This window comes from Agrobacterium sp. ST15.13.015, assembly GCF_027871645.1.
Lineage (GTDB): Bacteria > Pseudomonadota > Alphaproteobacteria > Rhizobiales > Rhizobiaceae > Agrobacterium > Agrobacterium leguminum.
In genome coordinates this window covers 360,521-383,453 of sequence record NZ_JAQAHF010000001.1, presented here as the reverse complement: position 1 = coordinate 383,453, position 22,933 = coordinate 360,521, and the positions used below count along the sequence as shown (strand labels likewise).

24 protein-coding genes, 1 tRNA gene and 1 riboswitch are annotated in these 22,933 nt (G+C 59.6%); of the genes, 10 read left to right on the top strand and 15 right to left on the bottom strand.

Annotated features, from left to right (window positions below):
- Positions 1-69 precede the first annotated feature (69 nt).
- Complete coding sequence (locus PIB16_RS01890; protein ID WP_035227571.1) at positions 70-531, top strand: carboxymuconolactone decarboxylase family protein; 462 nt, start codon at positions 70-72, stop codon at positions 529-531.
- Positions 532-557: 26 nt separating this feature from the next.
- Here PIB16_RS01890 and PIB16_RS01885 read toward each other — a convergent pair whose 3' ends face one another.
- The 3 genes from PIB16_RS01885 to PIB16_RS01875 form a co-directional block, all read right to left on the bottom strand.
- Complete coding sequence (locus PIB16_RS01885; protein ID WP_035236609.1) at positions 558-1,199, bottom strand: YitT family protein; 642 nt, start codon at positions 1,197-1,199, stop codon at positions 558-560.
- Between the two features lie 71 nt (positions 1,200-1,270).
- Positions 1,271-1,882: a YitT family protein gene (locus PIB16_RS01880; protein ID WP_065654497.1), complete on the bottom strand. Its 612-nt coding sequence runs from the start codon at positions 1,880-1,882 to the stop codon at positions 1,271-1,273.
- A 134-nt stretch (positions 1,883-2,016) separates the two neighbouring features.
- Entirely contained in the window at positions 2,017-2,958 is a 942-nt protein-coding gene (locus PIB16_RS01875) for a class I SAM-dependent DNA methyltransferase (RefSeq protein ID WP_271044880.1), read from the bottom strand.
- A 168-nt stretch (positions 2,959-3,126) separates the two neighbouring features.
- Here PIB16_RS01875 and PIB16_RS01870 point away from each other — a divergent pair, with 168 nt between their 5' ends.
- Both PIB16_RS01870 and PIB16_RS01865 read left to right on the top strand, forming a co-directional pair.
- Positions 3,127-3,393 (top strand): DUF6460 domain-containing protein, encoded by a 267-nt coding sequence (locus tag PIB16_RS01870; RefSeq protein WP_003493739.1) that lies wholly within the window; start codon positions 3,127-3,129, stop codon positions 3,391-3,393.
- A 1-nt stretch (position 3,394) separates the two neighbouring features.
- Complete coding sequence (locus PIB16_RS01865) at positions 3,395-3,892, top strand: CAP domain-containing protein (RefSeq protein ID WP_065654499.1); 498 nt, start codon at positions 3,395-3,397, stop codon at positions 3,890-3,892.
- A 189-nt stretch (positions 3,893-4,081) separates the two neighbouring features.
- Here PIB16_RS01865 and PIB16_RS01860 read toward each other — a convergent pair whose 3' ends face one another.
- Entirely contained in the window at positions 4,082-5,173 is a 1,092-nt protein-coding gene (locus PIB16_RS01860; RefSeq protein ID WP_271044879.1) for a quinone-dependent dihydroorotate dehydrogenase, read from the bottom strand.
- Positions 5,173-5,526, bottom strand: coding sequence for a DUF952 domain-containing protein (locus tag PIB16_RS01855; protein WP_059759483.1), 354 nt, complete (start codon positions 5,524-5,526; stop codon positions 5,173-5,175). The genes PIB16_RS01860 and PIB16_RS01855 overlap by 1 nt, the downstream gene beginning before the upstream one ends.
- A 244-nt stretch (positions 5,527-5,770) precedes the next feature.
- Here PIB16_RS01855 and PIB16_RS01850 point away from each other — a divergent pair, with 244 nt between their 5' ends.
- The gene (locus PIB16_RS01850) at positions 5,771-6,421 is read left to right on the top strand and encodes a response regulator (RefSeq protein WP_035265127.1); all 651 of its coding nucleotides are present in this window, start codon (positions 5,771-5,773) and stop codon (positions 6,419-6,421) included.
- Positions 6,422-6,533: 112 nt separating this feature from the next.
- Positions 6,534-7,184 (top strand): S24 family peptidase, encoded by a 651-nt coding sequence (locus tag PIB16_RS01845; RefSeq protein WP_003519935.1) that lies wholly within the window; start codon positions 6,534-6,536, stop codon positions 7,182-7,184.
- 54 nt (positions 7,185-7,238) lie between these two features.
- Here the strand turns inward: PIB16_RS01845 and PIB16_RS01840 are convergent, their stop codons facing one another.
- Both PIB16_RS01840 and uppY read right to left on the bottom strand, forming a co-directional pair.
- Complete coding sequence (locus tag PIB16_RS01840) at positions 7,239-7,991, bottom strand: polysaccharide deacetylase family protein (RefSeq protein WP_271044878.1); 753 nt, start codon at positions 7,989-7,991, stop codon at positions 7,239-7,241.
- A 26-nt stretch (positions 7,992-8,017) separates the two neighbouring features.
- Positions 8,018-9,313 (bottom strand): Wzy-type polysaccharide biosynthesis protein UppY, encoded by a 1,296-nt coding sequence (gene uppY, locus PIB16_RS01835; protein WP_078051518.1) that lies wholly within the window; start codon positions 9,311-9,313, stop codon positions 8,018-8,020.
- Positions 9,314-9,600: 287 nt separating this feature from the next.
- Here uppY and uppX point away from each other — a divergent pair, with 287 nt between their 5' ends.
- Positions 9,601-10,893 carry a Wzx-type polysaccharide biosynthesis protein UppX gene (uppX, locus tag PIB16_RS01830; protein ID WP_026363784.1) on the top strand — a complete coding sequence of 431 codons (1,293 nt, stop codon included), beginning with the start codon at positions 9,601-9,603 and terminating at the stop codon, positions 10,891-10,893.
- Positions 10,894-10,930: 37 nt separating this feature from the next.
- On the opposite strand, the gene PIB16_RS01825 is transcribed toward uppX, so the two are convergent.
- Positions 10,931-11,692 (bottom strand): transporter substrate-binding domain-containing protein, encoded by a 762-nt coding sequence (locus PIB16_RS01825; protein WP_142844052.1) that lies wholly within the window; start codon positions 11,690-11,692, stop codon positions 10,931-10,933.
- 170 nt (positions 11,693-11,862) lie between these two features.
- Between PIB16_RS01825 and PIB16_RS01820 the strand changes: the two genes are divergently transcribed.
- The gene (locus tag PIB16_RS01820) at positions 11,863-13,833 is read left to right on the top strand and encodes a glycosyltransferase family 2 protein (protein WP_271044877.1); all 1,971 of its coding nucleotides are present in this window, start codon (positions 11,863-11,865) and stop codon (positions 13,831-13,833) included.
- A 177-nt stretch (positions 13,834-14,010) separates the two neighbouring features.
- On the opposite strand, the gene PIB16_RS01815 is transcribed toward PIB16_RS01820, so the two are convergent.
- The 4 genes from PIB16_RS01815 to PIB16_RS01800 all read right to left on the bottom strand — a co-directional run bounded on the left by PIB16_RS01815 (position 14,011) and on the right by PIB16_RS01800 (position 16,447).
- Positions 14,011-14,304 carry a hypothetical protein gene (locus PIB16_RS01815; RefSeq protein WP_003519942.1) on the bottom strand — a complete coding sequence of 98 codons (294 nt, stop codon included), beginning with the start codon at positions 14,302-14,304 and terminating at the stop codon, positions 14,011-14,013.
- Positions 14,305-14,356: 52 nt separating this feature from the next.
- A complete protein-coding gene (gene aqpZ / locus PIB16_RS01810) occupies positions 14,357-15,082 on the bottom strand; it encodes an aquaporin Z (RefSeq protein WP_271044876.1) in 726 nt (241 codons plus the stop codon).
- Between the two features lie 137 nt (positions 15,083-15,219).
- Positions 15,220-15,293: transfer RNA gene (locus tag PIB16_RS01805), tRNA-Gly, on the bottom strand.
- Between the two features lie 56 nt (positions 15,294-15,349).
- The gene (locus PIB16_RS01800) at positions 15,350-16,447 is read right to left on the bottom strand and encodes a 2'-deoxycytidine 5'-triphosphate deaminase (protein ID WP_080856951.1); all 1,098 of its coding nucleotides are present in this window, start codon (positions 16,445-16,447) and stop codon (positions 15,350-15,352) included.
- A gap of 73 nt (positions 16,448-16,520) precedes the next feature.
- A riboswitch (SAM riboswitch) is annotated at positions 16,521-16,599 on the top strand.
- 43 nt (positions 16,600-16,642) lie between these two features.
- Between PIB16_RS01800 and PIB16_RS01795 the strand changes: the two genes are divergently transcribed.
- Complete coding sequence (locus PIB16_RS01795; protein ID WP_271044875.1) at positions 16,643-17,827, top strand: O-succinylhomoserine sulfhydrylase; 1,185 nt, start codon at positions 16,643-16,645, stop codon at positions 17,825-17,827.
- Between the two features lie 233 nt (positions 17,828-18,060).
- Positions 18,061-18,453, top strand: coding sequence for a Co2+/Mg2+ efflux protein ApaG (gene apaG / locus PIB16_RS01790; RefSeq protein WP_003503545.1), 393 nt, complete (start codon positions 18,061-18,063; stop codon positions 18,451-18,453).
- 49 nt (positions 18,454-18,502) lie between these two features.
- Here the strand turns inward: apaG and PIB16_RS01785 are convergent, their stop codons facing one another.
- The 3 genes from PIB16_RS01785 to PIB16_RS01775 form a co-directional block, all read right to left on the bottom strand.
- Positions 18,503-19,492, bottom strand: coding sequence for an Hsp33 family molecular chaperone (locus PIB16_RS01785; protein ID WP_065654528.1), 990 nt, complete (start codon positions 19,490-19,492; stop codon positions 18,503-18,505).
- A 242-nt stretch (positions 19,493-19,734) separates the two neighbouring features.
- Positions 19,735-20,652, bottom strand: coding sequence for an ornithine carbamoyltransferase (gene argF, locus PIB16_RS01780; RefSeq protein ID WP_271044874.1), 918 nt, complete (start codon positions 20,650-20,652; stop codon positions 19,735-19,737).
- A 57-nt stretch (positions 20,653-20,709) separates the two neighbouring features.
- The gene (locus PIB16_RS01775) at positions 20,710-21,909 is read right to left on the bottom strand and encodes an aspartate aminotransferase family protein (protein WP_271044873.1); all 1,200 of its coding nucleotides are present in this window, start codon (positions 21,907-21,909) and stop codon (positions 20,710-20,712) included.
- A 431-nt stretch (positions 21,910-22,340) separates the two neighbouring features.
- Between PIB16_RS01775 and PIB16_RS01770 the strand changes: the two genes are divergently transcribed.
- On the top strand, positions 22,341-22,874 hold the full coding sequence (locus PIB16_RS01770) for a GcrA family cell cycle regulator (protein WP_078051295.1): 534 nt from the start codon (positions 22,341-22,343) through the stop codon (positions 22,872-22,874).
- Positions 22,875-22,933: the final 59 nt, after the last annotated feature.

The window sequence follows — 22,933 nt, the reverse complement described above, 5'->3', positions numbered from 1 at the left end:
CCGGAAACCTCACAGCTTTCCGGACCGATGACGCATGACTTCAAACAGACCCAACTAATGGAGAGACCCATGAAAACCCGCATCAACTATGCCAAAGCATCCCCCGAAGCCTTCAAGGCCGTCATGGCTCTGGAGAATTACGTTCAGGGCAGCGGGCTGGAGCGCCGCTTCGTTCACCTCATCAAGCTGCGTGCCTCGATCATCAACGGCTGCGCTTTCTGTGTGGACATGCATGTGAAGGAGAGCCGCCATGACGGGCTTTCCGAACAATGGATCAACCTGATGAGCGTGTGGCGGGAATCCCCCGTTTATACCCAGCAGGAACGGGCGCTGCTCGGCTGGGTGGACGCGGTGACGAAGATTGCCGAAACCGGCGCCCCGGATGACGCCTTCGAGACGCTGAAGGCGCATTTTTCCGATGAGGATATCGTGAAGATCACTGTCGCCATCGGCGCGATCAACACCTGGAACCGCATCGCCGTCGGTTTCCGCTCGCAGCATCCGGTGGATGCGGCTGCGAAGGCAGCGTGACCTCTTAAACCCGAAACGGGCGGCCGCTACATGGCAATGTAGCGGTCGTTCCTGTGATTGATGGCGAGCGTGAGGTTCATGACCAGCGCGCCGAGGACGGAGCAGATGATGACGAAAGGTGTGGCCACGAAAAAAGAGCAGGCCAGCACCATGCCATCAAAGGCGAGCTGGACGAGGCCTGCACGCCAGCCGAAACGATCCTGCAGATAAAGCGCCAATATGCCGAAACCGCCAAGGCTGGTGCGGTGGCGAAACAGCGCCAGCATGCCGGCCGCAACCGTCAGCCCGCCGAAAAGTGCGGCGGCAACCGGATTGATGCTCTGAAATGCGAAAAAGCCGGGCATATATTCCGACAGCAGCGCCGTCATGGCGATGGCGCAGAAGGTCTTGACCGTGAAGGCAAGCCCGAGACGACGGAAGGCGAGATAATAAAACGGCAGATTGACGAGGAAGAACACCGCGCCGAAGCTTAGATCGGTGCCGTAATGCACGAGAAATGCCAGCCCGACCGTGCCGCCCGTCAAAAGGCCGGCAGCGGAAAACAGCGTGACGCCGAGCGAAACCAGCATGCTGCCCGCGAGAACGCCCTGCGCGTCTTCCAGCAAGGAATGACGATCCGGCGCGGAGGCCCAAAGGTTCAGACGCCTGCGCGCAGTCGTATCATCCATGCCCATTCCCCTGTCTTTCGGCCCCTGCCGAGCTATTGCGCCGAAGCGCGACGGATTTCAACCGCTGTCGCTCAGCGCACGACGATATATCTGTCCGAGCGGTGATTGATGGCCAGAAACATGTTGAGCACGAAAGCGCCGACAATCGAATAAACGACGGTGGCCGGATCGATGACGAGGAAGGCGCAGAGCATCACGAAGGCGTCGAAGGCGAGCTGGATGAGACCGGCGCGGACGCCGAAGCGATCCTGAATATAGATGGCGAGAATGCCGATGCCGCCGAGGCTTGCGCGGTGACGATAAAGCGCCAGCAAGCCGTAACCCAGAAGCAGCCCACCCAGCAGCGCCGCCCAGAGCGGGTTGATGCTGTCGATCACCATCCAGCGCGCTTCGACTTCCGTCAGCACCGAAACAAGGCCGATGGCGATGAAGGTCTTGAAGGAAAAGGCAAGACCGAGGCGGCGGAAGGACAGGTAATAGAAGGGCAGATTGACGAGGAAGAACAGGAGGCCGAAGCTGATGCCGAAAGCATAATGAAGCAGGAAGGCGACGCCGGCGGTGCCGCCGGTCAGAAGGCCGACCTTGTTCAGAAGATAAAAGCCAAGCGCCGAGACGATGGCACCGGTAACGATGCCCTGCACGTCTTCCACCGGCGCATGTTTGGCCGGATCGGAACTCCACATGCCGTAAACACTTCTCGTTCTGCTCACGCTTTTTTCCTCAGCTTCAGGCATATTTTGCACTGCAAAAAACATCTGAGCAAGATGGATACGTAAGGAAGCCTGACCTATCGCGAAAATGGCAAGAAACGGAATGTTCAGCCTTTGGCGCGGGCAAGAAAAAGAATGCCGGAAAGGGGTTTTCCGGCATCCTTGCGAATGGTGGTTTTGCGGATTTCGATGAGGGAAAAGCCCGTCCGCTCAAGAAGCTCGCTCACATAGCTCTTCGAGTGGGCGTAACGAAGGGATTCCCGAAGCACGAAACCGTCCTCCTCCCCCGCATCCTCCACCGAAAAGGCGAAAAAGCCTGAAGGCGCAAGCAGGGCGGAAACGAGCGGCATGACGGTTTCGAGACTGCCGAGATACATCATCACATCGGCGGCGGCCACAAGGCCGGCGCGGTGCTGGGCAAGCGTGGGGGTAAAGAGCCCCGAGGCCTCCGGCTCCAGCGAAAGATCGGCTTGGTCCAGATGATCGTAAAGCCCCTTTTCCTCCGCCTTGGCCAGCATGTTCTGGGAAATATCGAAACCTTCCAGCCGGTTTGCGAAAGCGCGGATTTCAACGCCAAGGAGACCGGTGCCGCAGCCAATATCGACAATGGTGTCGAACACGCCGCTTCCCGCCGCCTTGCCGATCAGTTCCGCCAGCTTTTGCGGCACGCTGTAATCCAGCTTTTCCACAAGCGAGGTTTCGAAACGGTCGGCATAATCGTCGAAGAGCCCTTCCACATAGCGGCTTGGCGGTTGCTCGGGCGTTTCGGCGGCGCCGAGAACCGCGAGTTTCAGTTCGGCTGCAAACAGTCCTTCGGTGTCCAGCTCGGCGACTTTCCCGTAGGCCGCCACGGCTTTTTCCGTTTCGCCCGCTTTTTCGTGATATTCCCCGAAGCGAAACCAACCCGCTGTCCACCGCGGCGCAAGCTCCAGCGCCTGTTCCATGAGTTCGGCGGCGGCGAGAAAGTCACCGCTCTCCGCGAGCATGCGGGCATAGTCCGCCCGGCGGTCGGCAATGACGTCACCGGAAGAAAACTGGTTTGGGGCCATTCAAGATTCCTGAGAAGATGTCGGCTGTCATTTATCAAGCCATAAAAAAACTCAAGTCCTATTTCATGGCGGCCTCGTGGAATTGGCGAATTTGACGCGATATAGTGCGCCGAAACTTGCATCGAAGCGTCGTGCTTCATATGTCAGGACAAAACAGGAGACGTGCTGATGGCCGGTGAGGTCAACAAAATGCTGGGTGACACGGTGGCCCGTACCGTGGTGAAGCTGCTGGTGGTTTCATTGCTCGTCGGCTTTCTGATGGCGATCTTCGGATTGACGCCATGGAACATCATCTACGGCGCGCGCGATTTCGTGGTCGACCTGTGGCGCAGCGGTTTCCATGCGCTGGGCGCAATCGGCGACTATCTGATCCTCGGGGCAACGATCGTCATTCCGGTTTTCATCATCCTGCGCCTGCTGAGCTACCGCCGCTGACATGACACACTCCCCGTTTCAAACGCTTTCACGGCGCGGCTTCGTGCTGATGTCCGCTGGCTCCGTTCTTTCCGCCTGCGTCTCCATGCCCACCAACAAGGGCATGCCCTCCGGCACCCGCGACGAAACGGCGGCGGCGCTTCCCATGGTCAACGATCTGCGCCGCTCCAAGGGGCTTTCGCCGCTTGCCATCAATGGCGCGGCAAGCGGTGCTGCCGCCTATCAGGCCGGCCGCATGGTCAAGGCGCAGAAGATGGCGCATCTGATCGGCCTGACCGACAGTTTCCTGATCCGCATGAAAGACGGCAATGTGCCGCTTCCGGCAGCGGAAAACGTGGCCGCCGGGCAGGACAGCGTCGAGCGGGTGGTGAAGGCCTGGATCGGCTCACAACATCACCTCGAAAACATGCTCGGGCCTTATAACGGCCTCGGCGTCGCGGTCGCTTATGACGCGGCCAGCCGCAACCGGCCCTATTGGGCGATGGTGCTCTGCGCCTGAGGTAAGCGACGGGAACCACCCTCTTCCCTCATTCCTGTGCCTGTCACAGGAATCCAGCCGACGCGCGTCTGCGCGACGGAAAGACTCCTTTCAGCCCAAGGACTTGGGCTGGCAGGATCCCTGTGACAAGCACAGGGATGAGGAAGGACAGCCCCTGAGGAAACGCTGCCGACCGTCCAAGGTCCGCTCTCAGCCTAGCTTGCGATCCGCCCAGCGATCCACCGCGCTGTCGCGCAGGTCGCGAATGGACTGTACGCCCTCGCGGGCGACCAGCGTCGACAGGCCCTTGACGATGGCCGAGGGCAGGCCGGGGCCTTCATAGACCATGCAGGAATAGAGCTGCACGAGATCGGCCCCTGCCCTCACCTTTTCCAAAGCTGTCTCTGCGGATGACACACCGCCGACACCGATGATCGGCAGGTTGCCGCCGACGCGGCGGCGCATCTTGGCGAGAACCGTGGTGGAAAGCTCGAAGAGCGGCTTGCCAGAGAGACCGCCTGCCTCGCCCTTGTGCGGGCCGGGCCTCAGGCCTTCGCGGGAGAGCGTGGTGTTCGAGACGATCAGGCCATCGAGATCATGGGCGAGCGCCTCTTCGGCAACGTCGTCCAGTCCCTCTTCGGTCAGATCGGGGGCGATCTTGAGGAAAACCGGGATGCGTTTGCCGAAACGTGCGGCTTCCACTTTCCGGCGTTCCAGCACAGCGGCGAGAAGAGCGGCAAGGCTTTCGCGCGCCTGAAGATCGCGCAGGCCGGGCGTGTTGGGCGAGGAAATATTGACGGTGAAATAGGATGCAACCGAATAAAACGCCTCGATGCCATGCACATAATCGGCAATGCGGTCTTCGCTATCCTTGTTGGCGCCGATATTGACACCGACGATGCCACGCAGCTTTGCCTGCTTCAGGCGCTCCAGCGCGGCCGCATGGCCTTCATTGTTGAAGCCGAGGCGATTGATGACACCTTCGTCTTCGACCAGACGGAAGATACGCGGTCTGGGATTGCCGGATTGCGCCTTGGGCGTGACGGTGCCGATTTCGGTAAAGCCGAAACCGAGCCTCAGAAGCGGCCCCGGCACTTCCGCATTCTTGTCGTAACCCGCCGCCAGGCCGAGCGGATTGGGGAAGACGAGGCCAGCCACGGTCTGCTGCAGACGCGGATCGTGTGGCACCATGCAGGTGGGCAGGAAGCCGCTTTTCAGCGCCGCAATGGACAGGCCATGCGCCTTTTCCGGATCGACCAGAAACAGGCCCTTGCGGCCGATAGAGGAAAATAATCCGCTCATCACAAAATCTCCGGAAACTGGTGCTGGCCGTCGTGACCGAGCGAAAGCGGCGTTTCCCAAAGCACGGCGGTCAGGGGAAGAGGCGCATAAAGATGCGGGAAAAGATCGCCGCCTCTGGAGGGTTCATAAACCAGCTTGTCGCCGAGGGCCGCGCCGTCGACCGCGATCAGAAGCAGATCGACCTGGCCGGAAAAATGCCGCGCGGCTGTCTCTGCCGCCTGTTTTGCCGTTGAAAAATGAATGAAGCCGTCGGTCAGGTCGATGGCCGCACCTTCGAAGACGCCCTTCGCCTTTGCCGCGCTCCATAACGTCTCCGGCACGATTTTATAGATGATCGCGGGCGTTTCCTGCATAGGGCTCTCCAAGGCTTTCCACTCAGCGGGATTTGCCGCAAAGCTCGAAGATTGTCCACAGTTTCCACGGCATTTTTATTGCGGAGAGCCTGAAAGACCGCCTGTCCACAAGCTTTTCCTTGTAATGCGGGACCGATTGGCGCAACCTTTCGCGGAGGAGCCGGACGTGTTTTCGACCGCCGGCAAATGGGAGTGAGCCAGTATCAGAAAAAGAACCGCATAACGCCCTTGGGAGGGGGTCAGAATGTCGGAACTTGTCATTATCATAGCAGATGACCACCCGCTTTTTCGCGGCGCCCTGAAACAGGCCGTATCCGGCCTCGACGGGCAACAGAGCATTATTGAAGCCGGGGATTTTGAGGCCGCCCGCAGTGCAGCCGCAGCGCGCAACGACGCCGATCTCATGCTTCTCGACCTCGCCATGCCCGGGGTGAGCGGATTTTCAGGCCTGATGGCGCTCCGGGCGGAATTCTCCAGCCTGCCGATCGTCATCGTTTCGGCAACGGACGACGCTACCACCGTGCGCCGCTCCATCGAACTCGGTGCTTCCGGTTTCATTTCCAAATCCTCGGGTATCGACGATATCAGGGACGGCATCCGCGCGGTTCTGGAAGGCGATGTCTGGATACCGGCGGGTCATCAGGGCGATAAGGAACAGGATCCTGACGTGGCCGATCTCATCGGCCGGCTCAGAACGCTGACGCCGCAGCAAAGCCGGGTTCTGGGCATGCTGGCCGAAGGGTTGCTGAACAAGCAGATCGCCTATGAGCTCAATGTTTCCGAAGCCACCATCAAGGCGCATGTCTCCGCAATCCTGCTGAAGCTCAAGGTCGACAGCCGCACCCAGGCGGTGATCCAGCTCGCCAAGATAAATACATCGGCCATGGTGGCGTAGAAAAGGATTTTATTCCTTTCCTTGCTTTACTCCTGACCGGATATGGTCTAGATTCCGGTCAGTAAACGACAGGAGCTTTTCCGCTATCGGCTCCACTTGCGGGCTTTCTATCATGCTGTCACACGAGACGATCTGGAGCGCCATCGATACGCTTGCCGAACGCCACCAGCTAACGCCTTCGGCATTGGCGAAGCGCGCCGGCCTCGATCCCACCTCGTTCAATAAATCGAAACGTTTCGGGCCAGATGGCCGCAAACGCTGGCCTTCGACTGAATCCGTCTCCAAGGTGCTGGAGGCGACGGGGGCAAGCGTCGACCAGTTTTTCGGTTATGCTTTCGGCAGGGCGCAGACCATGCAGCCTTCCGGCGCCGACAACGCCATCCCCCTGCTCGGTTTCGCGCAGGCGGGCTCCGGCGGCTTTTTCGACGATGGCGGTTTTCCGGCGGGTCAGGGCTGGGATGTGGTGGAATTCCCCTCCTCTCCCGAGCGCAGGCAGGGCGTCTATGCACTGGAAGTGCAGGGCGAGAGCATGATGCCGCTCTACCGCGACGGAGATATCCTCATCGTGGAGCCCGGCGCGCAGGTGCGGCGCGGCGACCGCGTGGTGCTGAAAAGCCGCGACGGCGAAGTGATGGCAAAGGTGCTGGCGCGGCAAAGCCCCAAAAACATCGAGCTTCTTTCGCTCAACCCGGAACATCCGAACCGCAGCTTCGACATGGCCGACGTGGAATGGATCGCCCGCATCATCTGGGCCAGCCAATAACCCGCAATTGCGTTTTCCGCGGTATCGACCGGCACGCGCGCCGAGAATATTCCTCTAAAGACCGAGTGTCCTTGCGGCGGCATCGACCGTCATGATCTTCGCGCCGCCCGACATCGCCCTGCGGACGAGACCCTGAAATCTGCCTTCCAGACAACCGTAAAAGCTCGGTGTGTGCGAAACATCATGGGTGAAGATGATGAGCCAGCCACCTTTTTGCAGAACATCCTCCAGCCAGCCATCGGCGGCGTCGAGGTAGTTTTGATCCGAACGCAACTCGACCGCGGCAAGATTATGCGGGTCGACACTGCCCCGGTTGATCCCCGGCATGATGCCGCGCGCCGTCCTGAACCGGCGCCGCAGCAGCGGCTGCATGACCGGTGAAGCCATACCGAAGGGAACGGAGAAATTACGCCCGTGGCGGCTTGCATCGAACGAGCCGAGCACGCGGTCATTGCGATCGAGATCCTCCTCGAGCCCCCGTCGGGAAAAGCTCGAGAGTTTGCGATGGGAAAAGGTGTGGCAGGCAAGCTCATGGCCGGCTGCCGCCAGTTCCGAGCAGCCTTTCGCGGAAATCATCTGCTGCTGTTCATCGTATTGGTCGATAAACACGCCGGCGATATAAAACGTGCCGCAAACGCCCTCGTTTTCCAGAATGCGCGCACCCGCCGTCCAGGCGCTTGCCGGCACATCGTCGAATGTGAAGGACACGATCGGTTCGGACGTTTCGATCCGCACCGCCGGTCCCGGGAAATAGCGCACCAGCCGGTTATTGATCCGGTCGGTAAAAGTCCCGATTTTTTGCGTCATACAAAGCCCCCCGGCCTGTCTGCAAATTACTGTCCCTCTTCGAGTATGTCGTAAGCCTGATGCCTCAAACAATAGATGGCGATTAGAAGAGAAGACCAGATAGGCCCGGTTCCGGTAAAGAAATTGCTCTCTAAACACGAAGAAAGTAACGCATACACCCAAATTCTGGCAAAAAGTCGGGTAAGTGCCGGGTCCGTGCCCTTGTCCACCGCCGTGCGGAAATCGTTCGCGGGTATGATGACCAGCCAGATGACGGTGAGAATGAAGGCCGGCAGGCCGCCATTCAGCAGGCTTTCAATATAGCCATTATGGGCATGGAAGGCTGTGACCGCCCAGGTGCCGGCAATATCGGCCTGCGACAGGAGCCGGTCGCTCGTCCAGAATGCCTGGAACCCCTGACCGAAGATCGGCGATTGCGCGAAAGTGTCGAAGGATAGCCGCCATATGTCCGTCCGCCCGGTGAAGGTGGAATCGATGCCCAGGCCTTCGACGAAATTCTGTATACTCGGAAAATAGGTGGAGCCGACCGCGGATATGTTGATGAAGGCCAGAAGACCGCCGATCATCAACAAAGTACGGTTGGCATGCCTTTCCATGATCCAGATCAGCGCCACCGTGACGGGCAGCAGCATGGCTGCGGTTTTTCCGTTGGTCTTCCACAGGAAGAACCCCGCCAGCAGCGTGATGGCGAGGCCGCCCAGCGTCGACCAGGCATTGCGCAGGTAAAGCCCGATCATGAACAGAATGATCATCGCCGGCGCGGCGGCGTTCTTGTGATTGAAGATACCGCGCCAGTCACCCGCCAGCGCTTTTTCATCGAGATCATAGGGTTGATGGATCGAGCGCGAGCTGAGGAAGATCACCCCCAGATAGCACAGCGCCAAGAGAATGATGGCGAAGATGGCCATCATCCGGTCGAACTGCCGCCGGTCGCGCGGCATGACGACAAGGACGCTGGTTATGAAGCACAGGAGCGCCGTGAAGATTAGACGTTGCAGCGACGTGCCGGGCTGGGTTCCGACCACCGAGCATATCGCCAGCCAGAAAAACAGCAGCAGAATGGGCAGCCGCGGCCGCAGCAGAAGCCCCGTCAGCCGGTGGCGCAGCGCAAAAACGCCGAGGATCAATGCGATCACGAGGCCGGTCAGCTGGTTTGCGGCAGCGTGCGGCACCGGCGGTGCTGCGAGATTTTCGAAAGGCGCGACGGAAATCCAGATATAGAGCATGGTGGCGACGAAGAAAAACGCGTCGCGCCGGCCGCCGGCAAGGGAAATGGCGCTGCCTTGCGCAGAGACGGGCTGCGTATCAGCCAAACGCGGCATGGTCGCCTGCATCGAAAATGGATAGTCGGATCATTGGCCTGCCTTGTGACGAACAACGAAACCCTTCTGAAACAGGGCCATGTCCAAATAACCATAAACAGTCATTATCATCATTATTATGCAATTGCTTTAACCCTCTCTTACCTCAAGAGGGATAAGACAGGATAAACTGCCATTCATTCGGGTCGCGGACTTTCGCTTTATTGGCCGGTTGCGGCTTTCTCAGGTCGCCAGATTTTAAAAAGCAGCGCAGTCATTTTTGAATTCGCCCGGCAATGCCGGAAAACATGGAGAATGAGGTGTCGTTCAATACGCCGCGGCTCGGCCATCTAGTCAGACTGGGATTGACCTACATGGCATCCGGCGGAGCGCTCCTCATGTCCAGCGCCGCCCAGCTTCTGACCTTTGCGCTGCTTGCCCGCCATCTCGGTGTCGAACAATTCGCGCTTTACGCCTCCATCACGGCCGTCACCAATCTCGGCGTCCAGATCTGCGGTATCGGTTCGCAGGAATCGCTGATTCGCCGTGTCGCGCAGGATCGCAGCATGTTTCCCGTCATGCTCGGCCACAGCTATCTTTTGAGCGCCGCGACAGGCGTGGTGCTGACCATCATCGGCATGGTGACGATCCCGGTATTTTTCCCGACCTCGGAAACATTGCTGCACACGCTGATCACCACCTTCCTGATCCTGTTCACGAACCTCGTCCTCCTGAAAGTCATCTCGCTTTCCACGCAGAGCTTCATCGCCCATTCCGACTTCGCCTCCGCCAACAAGCTGGAAGTGATGTTTGCCGTCGCCCGCACCATTGCCGCGGTGGTCGCCTGCCTCATCTTCAAGGTGGAAACGGTGGAGGCCTGGGCGCTATGGAACCTTGCCGCCCACACCATTGCAGCCATGATCTCGGTCAAGGCGATAGCGAGACTCGGCCGCCCGGTGTTCCGCATCGTGCGTGAGGAAATCCGCATCGGCGTCCTGTTTTCCACCCAGTTCCTGTTCAAGGCCGTGCGCGGCAATGCCGATATTCTCGTTCTCGGCGCCATTGCAAGCGCGGAGGTGCTGGGAAGCTATTCCATCGCCCGGCGCATTCTCGACAGTTCCTATCTCTCCGTCGAGGCCCTCAACCGGCTGATCTATCCGGGTTCGGCTTCCGCCGCCCTGCAGGGTATCAGCAAGACCATAGAACGCGCCTATAACGTGCTGAAGGCCGCGCTTTTCATCGCGACCGGCAGTGCGCTCGTCATTTTCATCATTGCGCCCTTCCTGCCGCTTTTGTTCGGCGATGAATATGTTTCGCTGCCCATCATCACCCGCGTGCTTTGTTGGGCGGTTCTGCCCATGGCCGTTGCCGCCACCGCTCTCGAGGCGCTCGGCGCATCCGGACGGCAGGATATTCGCGCGAAGATCTGGAACAGTGGCAACCTCATCGGCTCCGTCGTCGTCGCCTTCTTCACCTGGTCATTCAGCATTTCAGGAACGATCGGCAGCTATTTCATGGTGGAAACCGCCATCGCTGCCGCCGTATGGATCGCGCTGCTGCGCCTGCGCCGCAATGAAGAAGTTTTCGCGCCAGCAAAATAGGCGCTGGCGCAGGAACCGATCCGGTGGCCGGCTCTCCCTAATAGAGCCCATAAGGGAAATAACGCCGGTAGATTTCCTCCAGCCGGCCGTTGCGGGAAAGGGCCGCCAGCGCCTGATCGAAAGCCGGAACGAGCACGTTATCGGGATCGACGGTCATGATGGACAGGCCTTCACCGAGAAACCTGTCGGACATATAGGGACCGCCGAAGAGTGCGCAACAGCCATCGGAAGCGCTTCCTGAAACCCAGAAAGGCAGGCGCAGACCATCGGCGAAGATGGCGTCCACCTTGCCTTTCTTCAGCGCGTCATACATCGGCTCGTAACCATCGAAGCCCTCAGCCGCGGCCTTTGGAAAGAATGCCTTCAGCATCTGTTCGTGCCGCGAGCCGGCAACCACACCCACCTTCTTTCCCGAAAGCGCATCGGCACCCGCGCCGGTGAATTTGGCCGCCTTGTTCACCGCAAGACGGGCGGGCATCAGGAGATAGGGCCGCGAGAAGGTAAAACTCTTGCGCAGGTCGGCGGTGGTGGCGAGGCCGGAAATCACTGCTTCGCCCTCGCCCATTTCCAAAGCCGCCTCCAGCTCATCAAACGGCAGCGCCTGCACCTGGCATTTGCTTTCGACCTTCAGTTGCGCGCAGATTTCACGCACCAGATCGACATGGAAACCCGCAAGCCGGCCTTCCTGATCGGTAAAATTGAAGGGCGGGAAATCGACCGACATCAGAAATCTGATGCGGGGAACGGAAGAAAGATCGCCGCCCGGAAACCGCTCCTGCGCATCGAACAGCACCGGCATCCGGTTCCCGTCCGACAGGCCCTCCGCACGTACATCGCTAAAAAAACCAGTAAATTGTAAAGCGAAAGCTAAAGTAAATCCGAGACCTATATTCCGCGTTACATTCGTCATTCTCATCTATACTATCCGTGACAGGAAGTGGGGCGTTACCATGACGGCGGCGGCGATGCATGGATTATTTTAGGCAATATACACGAGATTCGTTTCGCACGACGCCGGCGACACGAAAAATTACATTTTCCCACGCCAGTGAAAATCCGCTTTCAACCGCTCCCGAACAGGACCAGGCCGGACAGGCCCGCTTTCTCTCGTCGCTGGGATTTGGCAGGCCCTATATCGAGGCATTCGAACAACGGGCTCTGGAAAATGGCTCGACTTTGGAGGACGAATTGCTGGCAAGCGGTCTCGTCACGACGGATGCCTATTTCGGCGCTTTCGCCCGATTCCTGCGACTGCCGTTTCTCCCGGAAATCGGCCCGGACCGTGTGACGGATTTGAATAAGCTGGACACTCAGCTCTCCGAACCGAGGTTTCTGCGGCTGACACCGCTGAGCGGCACGCCAACGCTGCTGATCGTACCGGAACTGGCGCGAATGGCGTCGCTGAAAAACATGCTGGATCAACGTCCGCGTCTTCTCGACGAATTTGCCGTGACAACCCCGCAGGCCATGCGCAGCGCAATCTGGAAAGCGGGCGAGGCCCGCCGCTCGGCGGAAACCCAGCAGCGGCTTTTCAACACGGCGCCGCACCATTCCGCCAGGATCACGCTACAGGGCCAGCAGGGTTTTTACAGCGGCGTCCTCCTTACCCTGCTCATTCTGTCGCTGCTATTTTACACGGAAGCGGCATTTGCTTATCTGCACGTCACCCTGACGATGCTTTACCTTTTTACCCTGCTTTTCAGGCTGTTCGCACTCGTCCATGCGCCCCGGGGGAACGACGCGAAGAACGTCTTGCCTCTTCGGCAGGAAAACGAATTGCCTGTCTATACCGTTCTGGTGGCGCTTTACCGGGAAGAGGCTATCGTCGGGCAGCTCATCGTCGCATTGGAACGTCTGGACTGGCCCAAATCCCGGCTGGACATCAAGCTTGTCTGCGAAGCAGACGACGCCGCGACGATCGAGGCGATCCAGCGGATAAATCCCGGCCCGCACATAGAGGTCGTCAGGGTGCCGCCCTCCCTGCCGCGCACCAAACCAAAAGCCCTCACTTACGCGCTTTCCGGCGCGCGTGGCGCATTCGTTGCGGTCTATGATGCCGAGGATCGGCCCCATCCGCAGCAATTGCGTGAAGCCTATGCCACCTTCCGCAACGAGCCGGACGAGGTGGCCTGCCTGCAGGCGCCGCTCATCATCAGCAATGCCTCTTCCTCCTGGCTCAGCGCCTGTTTCGCACTGGAATATTCCGGTCTCTTCCGCTGCATGTTGCCTGCCCTTGCCGCACACGGCTTGCCGCTGCCGCTTGGCGGCACCTCCAATCATTTCCGGACCGCCGTGCTGCGGAAGGCCGGCGCCTGGGACCCCTATAATGTAACTGAGGATGCCGATATCGGCCTCCGGCTGCATCGGCTGGGTTATCGCTGCGGCGTCATCCGGCGACAGACGCTGGAGGATGCGCCGACCTCGCTACCCGTGTGGCTGAACCAGCGAACACGCTGGTACAAGGGCTGGCTGCAAAGCTGGCTGGTGATGACCCGTGCGCCCTTTGCGACCGCGCGCGACATGGGATGGTTTGCCTATCTGGTCTTTCAACTGCTGATCGGCGGCATGCTTCTGTCGTCGCTGGCGCACCCCCTGCTCTTCGTTTCGCTCGCATTCATGACCATCGCCCTCCGGGAAAATGGCGCTGACCTGCTGCTCACCTGGCAGGGTCTTCTGTTTTTTATCGATGTGCTGAATATCGTCGGAAGCTACACGATCTTCGTGCTGATGGGCCGCGGCAGAATGATTGCCTATGAAAGAAGGCATGTCGGAAGGCGGTGGCTGGCAATACCCGCATATTGGCTGATGCTGTCCATCGCGGCCTGGCGGGCCGTGGTGGAACTCAACACCAAACCCTTCGCATGGAACAAGACGCCACACGCGCCTGTCGCCAAAAATACTCATGATCCGGCATCTTCGGCAGAGCCGAAACAGTCCTGATACTTTTTCCGATCAGCCGCGACAGCCGTTCTCGGCTTCACTCACATTGCCGCTCCGGCAAAGCCGTTTCAGGCCTTACGTTACTGCCGTCATCGGTAACGGCAGCCAGTGCCTTGCCGAACGAAGCTCCTCCCTCGGCAAGGACCGTCATTTCATCCTGAAGGTGGCCGAACCGCTCTACTTGGTAACGAGCTTGTTCTTGATCAGGCCGACGATGATCTGCACGATCAGACCGCCGACACCGCCGCCAACGAGCTGGCCGGCGAGAGCGCCGATATCCACGCCTCCGGCTGCCGCATCGCCCGCCGCGCCGAGCAGCGAACCGAGCACGGTTCCACCGCCGAGACCGCCGATGGCGCCGGCAATCAGATTGCCGAGCGAACCAAGATCGGAGTCCTTCACTATCTTTCCGCCTGCCGTGCCACCTACCGCACCGCCGACGATCTGGGCCAATATCGAAGCAAGATCCATGTCATCCTCCTCAGTCGTTTCCTCGACTATTCGAGGAAACAAAGCCTCCTATTCATGTCTGCGCAGGTTGAACCGAACCGGCATGGCCGGCCTTCTCTTCCTCGCCGAAGATTTTCCAGATCACGGCCCCGATGGCGCCGCCGAGGATCGGAGCGAGCCAGAACAGCCAGAGCTGCTGCAGCGCCCATCCGCCAACGAACAATGCCTGTCCCGTGGAGCGGGCCGGATTGACGGATGTGTTGGTGACCGGAATGGAAATCAGATGAATAAGGGTAAGGGCAAGACCGATGGCGATCGGCGCGAAGCCGGCAGGAACCCTGCCATGCGTAGAGCCCAGAATGACGATCAGGAAAAACGCCGTCAGGATGACTTCGATCAGCAGTGCCGATACGAGAGAATATCCGCCCGGCGAATGTTCACCATAACCATTGGCGGCAAAACCGCCGATTTCAGCCCCCGCCTTGCCGGTGAGGATGACATAAAGCGCCGCAGCCGCGACGATCGCCCCCAGAACCTGCGCCACTATGTAAGGCACGAGGTTCGCCGTCGGGAACTTACCGGCAACGGTGAGGCCGACTGAAACGGCCGGATTGAAATGACCGCCCGAAATGCCGCCAACCGCATAGGCCATGGTCAGAACCGTCAGACCAAAAGCGAAAGCGACACCAAGGAAGCCAATGCCGAGTTCAGGAAAAGCGGCGGCAAAAACCGCACTGCCGCATCCTCCGAAGACGAGCCAAAAGGTTCCCAGAAATTCCGAAAGAAGTTTGCGACTCATAACACTTCCCCTATGTTACGACCGTCTCAACTATTACGTGCAATTTAATCGTAGTCAAGCTGAATTGCATATTCGCGTGGCTACCGACACAATGGCGGCTAAACGCAGCACAGGAAGAGTGTCAGATGCCTGTAAAATGGAGCGGGTGAAGGGAATCGAACCCTCGTATTCAGCTTGGGAAGCTGCTGCTCTACCATTGAGCTACACCCGCGCCGCGCATAAGACATCGGATAGTTCGCAGCGGGTGTCAAGCACCCGCCGGGGTCGTTATTCGGCTCGAAAATGCTTGGAGAGCTTCAGCCCCTGCGCCTGATAATTGGAGCCGAGGCCGGAGCCATAGAGGCCTTCCGGTTTCTGCAGCATGTGCTCGTAAACCAGCCGGCCGACGATCTGGCCATGTTCGAGGATGAAGGGAACCTCGTGGCTGCGCACTTCTAGCACGGCCCGGCTGCCGGTGCCGCCGGCCTGCGCATGGCCGAAGCCGGGATCGAAGAAGCCGGCGTAGTGCACGCGGAATTCACCTACCAGCGGGTCGAAGGGTGTCATTTCGGCCGCATAGAGCGGTGGAACGTGCACGGCTTCGCGCGAGACGAGAATATAGAATTCATCCGGGTCGAGGATCAGTTCGGCGCGGCCGCGGGCATAGAGCGGCTCCCAGAAATCGAGAACGTCGTGCTGGGCCTTCTTGTCGACGTCTACCACGGCCGTGTGATGTTTGCCGCGATAACCGATCAACCCGTTTTCACCGAAACCCTTGAGGTCGATCGAGAGCGCAATGCCGCCGCCGGTCACGTTGGGCGTGTCGCTGGCAACCAGCGTTTCCGTCTCGTGCAGCTTCAGCAGTTCACTTTCATTGAGCAGCGAATGGCCGATGCGGAAGCGGATCTGCGACAGGCGCGAGCCGCGTCGCACCACGATCGGGAAGGTGCGCGGGCTGATTTCCAGATAGAGCGGGCCGGCATAACCGGCCGGTATCTTGTCGAATTCCTGCGCACTGTCAGTCATGACGCGGGTGAAGATATCGAGACGGCCGGTCGAGCTTTTCGGATTGGCCGAGGCCGACATGTCCGCGGGCAGCGCAAGGCTTTCCATCAAGGGAACGATATAGACACAACCGGTTTCCAGCACCGCGCCCTGGGTAAGGTCGATCTCGTGCAGGCTGAGACGATTGAGCTTGTCGATGACGCGGTTTCCGGGGCCGGGCATGAAGCTGGCGCGCACGCGATAGGCCTTCGAGCCGAGCCTGAGATCGAGGCTGGCGGGCTGCACCTGATCAGCATCGAGATCGGCCTCGCTCTTCAGCTTGCCGCCCGCAAACAGCGCCTTGATTGCGCCATCCGCCAAAATGCCCGTGGTTCTGGTCATGGTCATCATTCCTTTTTACGGCGACAAAACCAAAAGGAAAGCATTGACGCAAGCCGGTAACGGCAGTATGGCAAGCTTATCCCGTGGTGATTTGGCCGGTCGGCTTGCAGCCACGTTAAACAAGTGGCTAAAAAGACCGGGTGCTAGGAACCGGTCTGCTTTTGCGGCCGGTTTTTTTGTTTTGAAGGTGATCACATGAGCAATAAATGGCGCCCGGCAACCCAGCTCGTTCACGGCGGTACGCTACGCTCCCCTTATGGTGAAACGTCGGAAGCGATCTATCTGACCCAGGGTTTCGTCTATGAAAACTCCGAAGCCGCCGAAGCGCGCTTCAAGGGTGAAACGGATGGGTTCATCTACGCCCGCTATGCGAGCCCGACCAACGACATGTTCGAAAAGCGCATGTGCCTGCTGGAAGGCGCTGAAGACGCTCGCGCACTTGCCTCTGGCATGGCCGCCGTCACCGCCGCCATCATGTGCCAGCTGCGCGCCGGCGACCATATCGTTGCAGCCCGCGCCCTCTTCGGCTCCTGCCGCTGGGTGGTCGAAACGCTTGCGCCGAAATATGGCATCGAATGCACGCTGATCGACGGTCGCGATCTCGGCAACTGGGAAAAGGCGATCCAGCCGAACACCAAGCTGTTCTTCCTCGAAAGCCCGACCAATCCGACGCTTGAAGTGGTGGATATTGCCGGCGTGGCAAAGCTCGCCAACCAGATCGGCGCCAAGGTGGTAGTCGACAACGTCTTCGCCACACCGCTTTTCCAGAAGCCGCTCGAACTCGGCGCCCATATCGTGGTTTACTCGGCCACCAAACATATTGATGGCCAGGGCCGCTGCCTTGGCGGCGTGATCCTTTCCGACAAGAAGTGGATCGAAGAAGAGCTGCAGGATTATTTCCGCCATACCGGCCCGGCCATGTCGCCTTTCAATGCCTGGACGCTTCTGAAAGGCATCGAGACCCTGCCGCTGCGCGTCAAACAGCAGACGACCAATGCCGGCAAAATCGCCGATTTTCTCGCCGATAACGGCAAGGTCGCCAAGGTCATCTATCCCGGCCGCGCCGATCACCCGCAGGCCGATATCATCGCCCGGCAGATGTCCGGCGGCTCGACGCTTGTGGCGTTCGAACTGAAGGGCGGCAAGGAAGCAGCCTTCAAGCTGCAGAACGCGCTTGAGATCGTGAAGATTTCCAACAATCTCGGCGACGCCAAGAGCCTCATCACCCACCCCGGCACGACGACGCACAAGAACCTCACAGACGAGGCGCGTGCCGAACTCGGCATTTCCGGCGGCACCCTGCGCCTTTCCTGCGGCATCGAGGATACCGACGACCTGCTGGAGGATCTGGCGAAGGGTCTGGCGGCCGTTTCGGCCTGAAAATTCAATCCGCAAGGCACCATGGCCTGACCGCGTGTCGGGCCGTGGTTCGCCTGTCCGGTCCAAAAAGACCGCTTCAGGCAACCAATATTTACCTTTACCGTTATCCCTAACGGTGGAAAACAGCGCAACAGGAGACGCCTCCTGCCCGTCAAGTCATTCATTTTCTTGACGATAGCCAGAGCCTATAGTTTAGGATGCGGCGGCAGGCATAATATCGAGGTGTGGCGCGTATGTATCGTGCTCTGACAAGGGATATCGAGGTAACGGTCGATCCGTATTATCTCGAGGAACAATCCGACCCGGATGACGATCGTTACGTCTGGGGCTACAAAGTCGTGATCGCGAACAATTCCGATATTCCGGTTACCCTCGTCAATCGCTATTGGCACATCACCGATCAGAACGGACAGGTGGATGAGGTCTATGGGCCGGGCGTTGTGGGTGAGAAGCCGCATCTGAAACCGGGCGACAGCTACGAATATTCTTCCGGCTGCCCGCTGGACACACCTTCCGGCCTGATGTTCGGCCATTATGAAATGGAAACGGAAAATGGCGAGGTGTTCAACGTCACCATACCCGCCTTTTCGCTGGATTCACCCGGCCTGATGCGGGTCCTGAACTGACATTCACCCGGCAATGAAAAAGCCGCGCCCTTCAGGACGCGGCTTTCATTCAGGCATTCTCAAATTCGCTGACATCGTAGCGATAGGTCGTGGAGCAGAACTCGCAGGTCACGGCAATGGCGCCGTCTTCCTCGCTTGCCTCGATCTCCTCAGCAGTGAAACCGGACAGGACGCCCTTAATCTTGTCCCGCGAGCAGCTGCAACGGTCGAAAACCGCCTGCGGATCATAGATGCGCACACCGCTCTCGTGGAAAAGCCGGAAGAGAAGACGTTCTACCGGCACCTGCGGATCGGTCAGCTCGTCGGTATCCACCGTGTTCAGCAGCGTTACCGCCTCGGTCCAGGCATCGTCTTCCTGCACCTCGTGACCGCCTTCGTCGCCATCGCCGCCATGCAGGTCGCGCATGCGCAGCCGCTCAGGCGCCTGCGGCAGGAACTGCGCGATAACGCCGCCCGCACGCCAGCCATGGCGCGGCTTACCTTCGCCATCACGGTCGAAGAATTCGGCAACGCCCAGCCGCACGCGGGTGGGAAGCTGTTCCGACTGACGGAAATAAACCCCGGCAATGTCTTCCAGCGAGGAGCCATCGAGCGGCACGATACCCTGATAAGGCTGCATGCCCGCACCCTGATCGATCGTGAAGGCCAGAATGCCGTTGCCGAGCAATTGCTCGGGCGACGTCGCCCCGGCCGCAATCGCCTCCGCCAGCCGCTCTTCATCGAAACGGGCATAAGCGCGCATGCTTTCCGGCGCGGTGAAATCCGCAACCAGCAGGTCGACCGGGCCGTCACCCTTGGTCTGGACGGTCAGCTTGCCGGAAAACTTGAGCGACGTGCCGATCAGGGCCGTCAGAACGGTCGCTTCCGCCAGCAGACGGGCGACCGCCGGGGGATAGTCATGTCGCTCGAGGATGGCATTCAGCAGCGGACCCACCTGTACGGCGCGGCCGCGCACATCCAGACCTTCGACCTGAAAGGGCACAACCTTGTCGTCGCCAGCAAAATCGAGATCGTCCAGTTCAACCGTTACATCTGCCATGTCATACTCCCTGGCGCAGCCGTGGCGCCGCTACCGTCCAAAAGTCCGGCTTTTAAAATGTGCTTTTTTTGCTTGTCGCACAGAGACCCGGGAAGAGAAACCGCTTCCGGGGAAAAACGTGCAAATCGTGATGATGGCCCGCCAGCAAAACCGACGAGCCTCTTCGAAGTCCCACAGATGGTAATCTATGCGGTCAAGTTCAAGCACCCGGCGTGACGCGTGTCAGGCCGGGCGATTGCTCATCAAATGACGCCCATGCACCATGCGATGATGGACTTCTGTGCGTGGAGGCGGTTTTCCGCCTCGTCGAAGACGACGGATTGCGGACCGTCGATCACGGCATCCGTCACTTCCTCACCGCGATGGGCCGGCAGGCAATGCATGAACAGCGCGTCTTTTTCCGCCTTGGCCATCAGGGCTTCATTGACCTGATAGGGCTGGAAGATGTTATGGCCGCGCGCCTTGTGTTCCTGGTTCATGGACACCCAGGTATCGGTGACGACGCAGTCCGCACCCGCAACGGCCTTGTCGGCGTCGTGGCACAGCATGATCTCGCCGCCATTGTTGCGCGCCCAGTTCAGGAACTTATCATGCGGTTCGGAGCCCATCGGCACGGCCATCGTCATGCGGTAACCGAAACGGGCCGAGCCCTCCACGAAGGAATGCAGGACGTTATTACCGTCACCCGTCCAGGCAATGGTCTTGCCTTTGACCGGGCCGCGATGTTCCTCGAAGGTCATGATATCCGCCATGATCTGGCAGGGATGCGTGTCGTCCGTCAGGGCGTTGATGACCGGCACGGTCGCGTGTTCGGCAAGCTCCAGCAGGCGCGAATGTTCCGTCGTGCGGATCATGATGGCGTCGACGTAACGCGACAGCACCTTGGCCGTATCGCCGATCGTTTCGGCGCGACCGAGCTGCATTTCCGTACCGGAGAGGAAAAGCGTCTCGCCGCCGAGCTGACGCATGCCGACATCGAAGGAGACGCGGGTGCGGGTGGAAGGCTTTTCGAAGATCATTGCCAGCATCTTGCCGGCAAGCGGCTTTTCCGCCGTTCCGGCCTTTGTGGCCGCCTTGCGTGCGCGGGCATCGTCGAGAATTGCCCGCAGGTCCTGCGAGCTGACGGCCGACAGGTCAAGAAAATGTTTAGGTGAAGCCATTTCAAACTGTCCCATGCTCGCGAGCCTCGGGGAAGAGACCCGCCCTTTATTGTTTCCTCAGGCGATTTTTGCCTGTTTCGCTGTCAGGGAAGCGGCGGCCGCTTCCACGCGTGACAGACCCTCGCGGGCCTCTTCCGCCGTGGTGACGAGCGGCGGCAGGAGACGGATGACGTTGTCTCCCGCCGGCACACCCAGCAGATGCTCGGCGCGCATGGCCTGCAACAGCTCGCGCGATGGAACCTTGGCCTTGATGCCGAGAAGCAGGCCTTCGCCACGGATTTCCTCGATAACGTCAGGATAACGATCCTTCAGCGAAGCAAGGCCCTGGCGGAAGACCAGCGCGACATCACGAACCTTTTCCAGAAAGCCCTCGGAGAGGACGACATCGAGCACGGCGTTGCCGACAGCCATGGCCAGCGGGTTGCCGCCATAGGTGGTGCCATGCACGCCCGCCGTCATGCCGGAAGCGGCATCCGCCGTCGCAAGGCAGGCACCGAGCGGGAAACCGCCGCCGATGCCCTTGGCAACCGCCATGATATCCGGTGCAACGCCCGTCTGCTCATAGGCAAAGAGCTTGCCCGTACGGCCAACGCCGGTCTGGACCTCGTCGAAAATCAGCAACATGCCATGCTCATCGCAGAGCGACCGCAGCAGCTGCAGGAATTCCTTGGCTGGTGCGCGAATGCCACCCTCGCCCTGAATGGGCTCGATAAGAAGCGCCGCCGTCTCGGCCGTGATGGCGGCTTTCAGCGCATCGACGTCGCCGAAGGGCACCTGGTCGAAACCTTCGACCTTGGGACCGAAACCTTCGAGATATTTCTGCTGGCCGCCGGCGGCAATCGTCGCCAGCGTGCGGCCATGGAAGGCGCCTTCGAAAGTGATAATCCGGAACTTTTCCGGATGCCCCTTGGAATAATGATAACGGCGCGCGGTCTTGATCGCGCATTCCAGCGCTTCTGCGCCGGAATTGGTGAAGAAGACCTTGTCTGCGAATGTCGCTTCCGTCAGGCGCTTTGCAAGCTTTTCCTGGCCCGGTACTTCATAAAGGTTCGAGACGTGCCAGACCTTCTCGGCCTGGGTCTTGATCGCCTCCACGAGGTGCGGATGGGCGTGGCCCAGCGAGTTGACCGCGACGCCGGCTGCAAAATCCAGATATCGTTCGCCGCTTTCCGTGAACAGCCAGACGCCCTCGCCTCGCTCGAAGCGCAGGGGGGCTCTTGCAAACGTATCGAACAATGGCGCGGCGGCTTCGGCCATGGCTGTATCACTCCTTGCGCGGATGCGCTGTCAGACGGTTGTCAATAGGCTTTCGGGGTTATCCCTTGCCTGAAAATCAAAAATGCCGCCTCGCGGCGGCAGGGGCACTATTGTCACTTCGCCTGCCGATGTCAACAAAAGTCCGCGTTTCCCGGGCTTCTCAAGCCCTAGTAGGTGGCGGCGAATGAGGCCCAAGGTGTTGCCTTTCAGACTCAACTCGCCAGCAAGTTGGGGAAAACCGGAAAATCGATTCGAGATGATTCCCGCGACTCTTGCCACGGAGTCTGCGTGGCACTAGGTTAATCGCTAATTACTAGACTGCATTGCGGCGGAACTAGTCACCAAAAATCAGGCAGAGACCACGCTCGCGGCACGCCCGCGAGGCGGAGAGGGATTCTGCCGACATTATACGCGACGAGCGGAGAAGCGGCATGAACTGGACAGACGAACGGGTCGAAAAACTCAAGAAATTGTGGTCCGAGGGGCTTAGCGCCAGCCAGATAGCAGCACAGCTGGGCGGCGTCAGCCGCAATGCCGTCATCGGCAAGGTCCATCGCCTCAACCTGCCGGGACGCGTGAAGGCCGGCGGCCCGGTTACTTCGGCGCGTTCCGCGCCCAAGCGCACTGCCGCCCCTGCCCCGCGCGCGACGAATTTCGCAGCCCGCGTCAGCGCAGCACCTGCACGCGCCCTGAACCGCTCGAGCGCGGCAACGGCGCTGCACGAGGAGATCGATATCGAGACCGCCGAAGTTCTCGATTACGTTCCCTCCAAAAATGTCGTGACGCCGATCTCCCGCCGCCTGACGCTGACGGAACTGACGGAGCGCACCTGCAAGTGGCCGGTCGGTGATCCGCTGAAGGATGATTTCCATTTCTGCGGTTGTGAAGCACTGGAATCTTCGCCCTATTGCAAGTTTCATGCAAAGCTTGCCTACCAGCCGGTAAGCGAGCGTCGCAAGGCTTGAGTGTTGCGGCACGCATTCGACACTCAAAAACTACGGGCCCTTCGGGCCCGTTTTTTTAC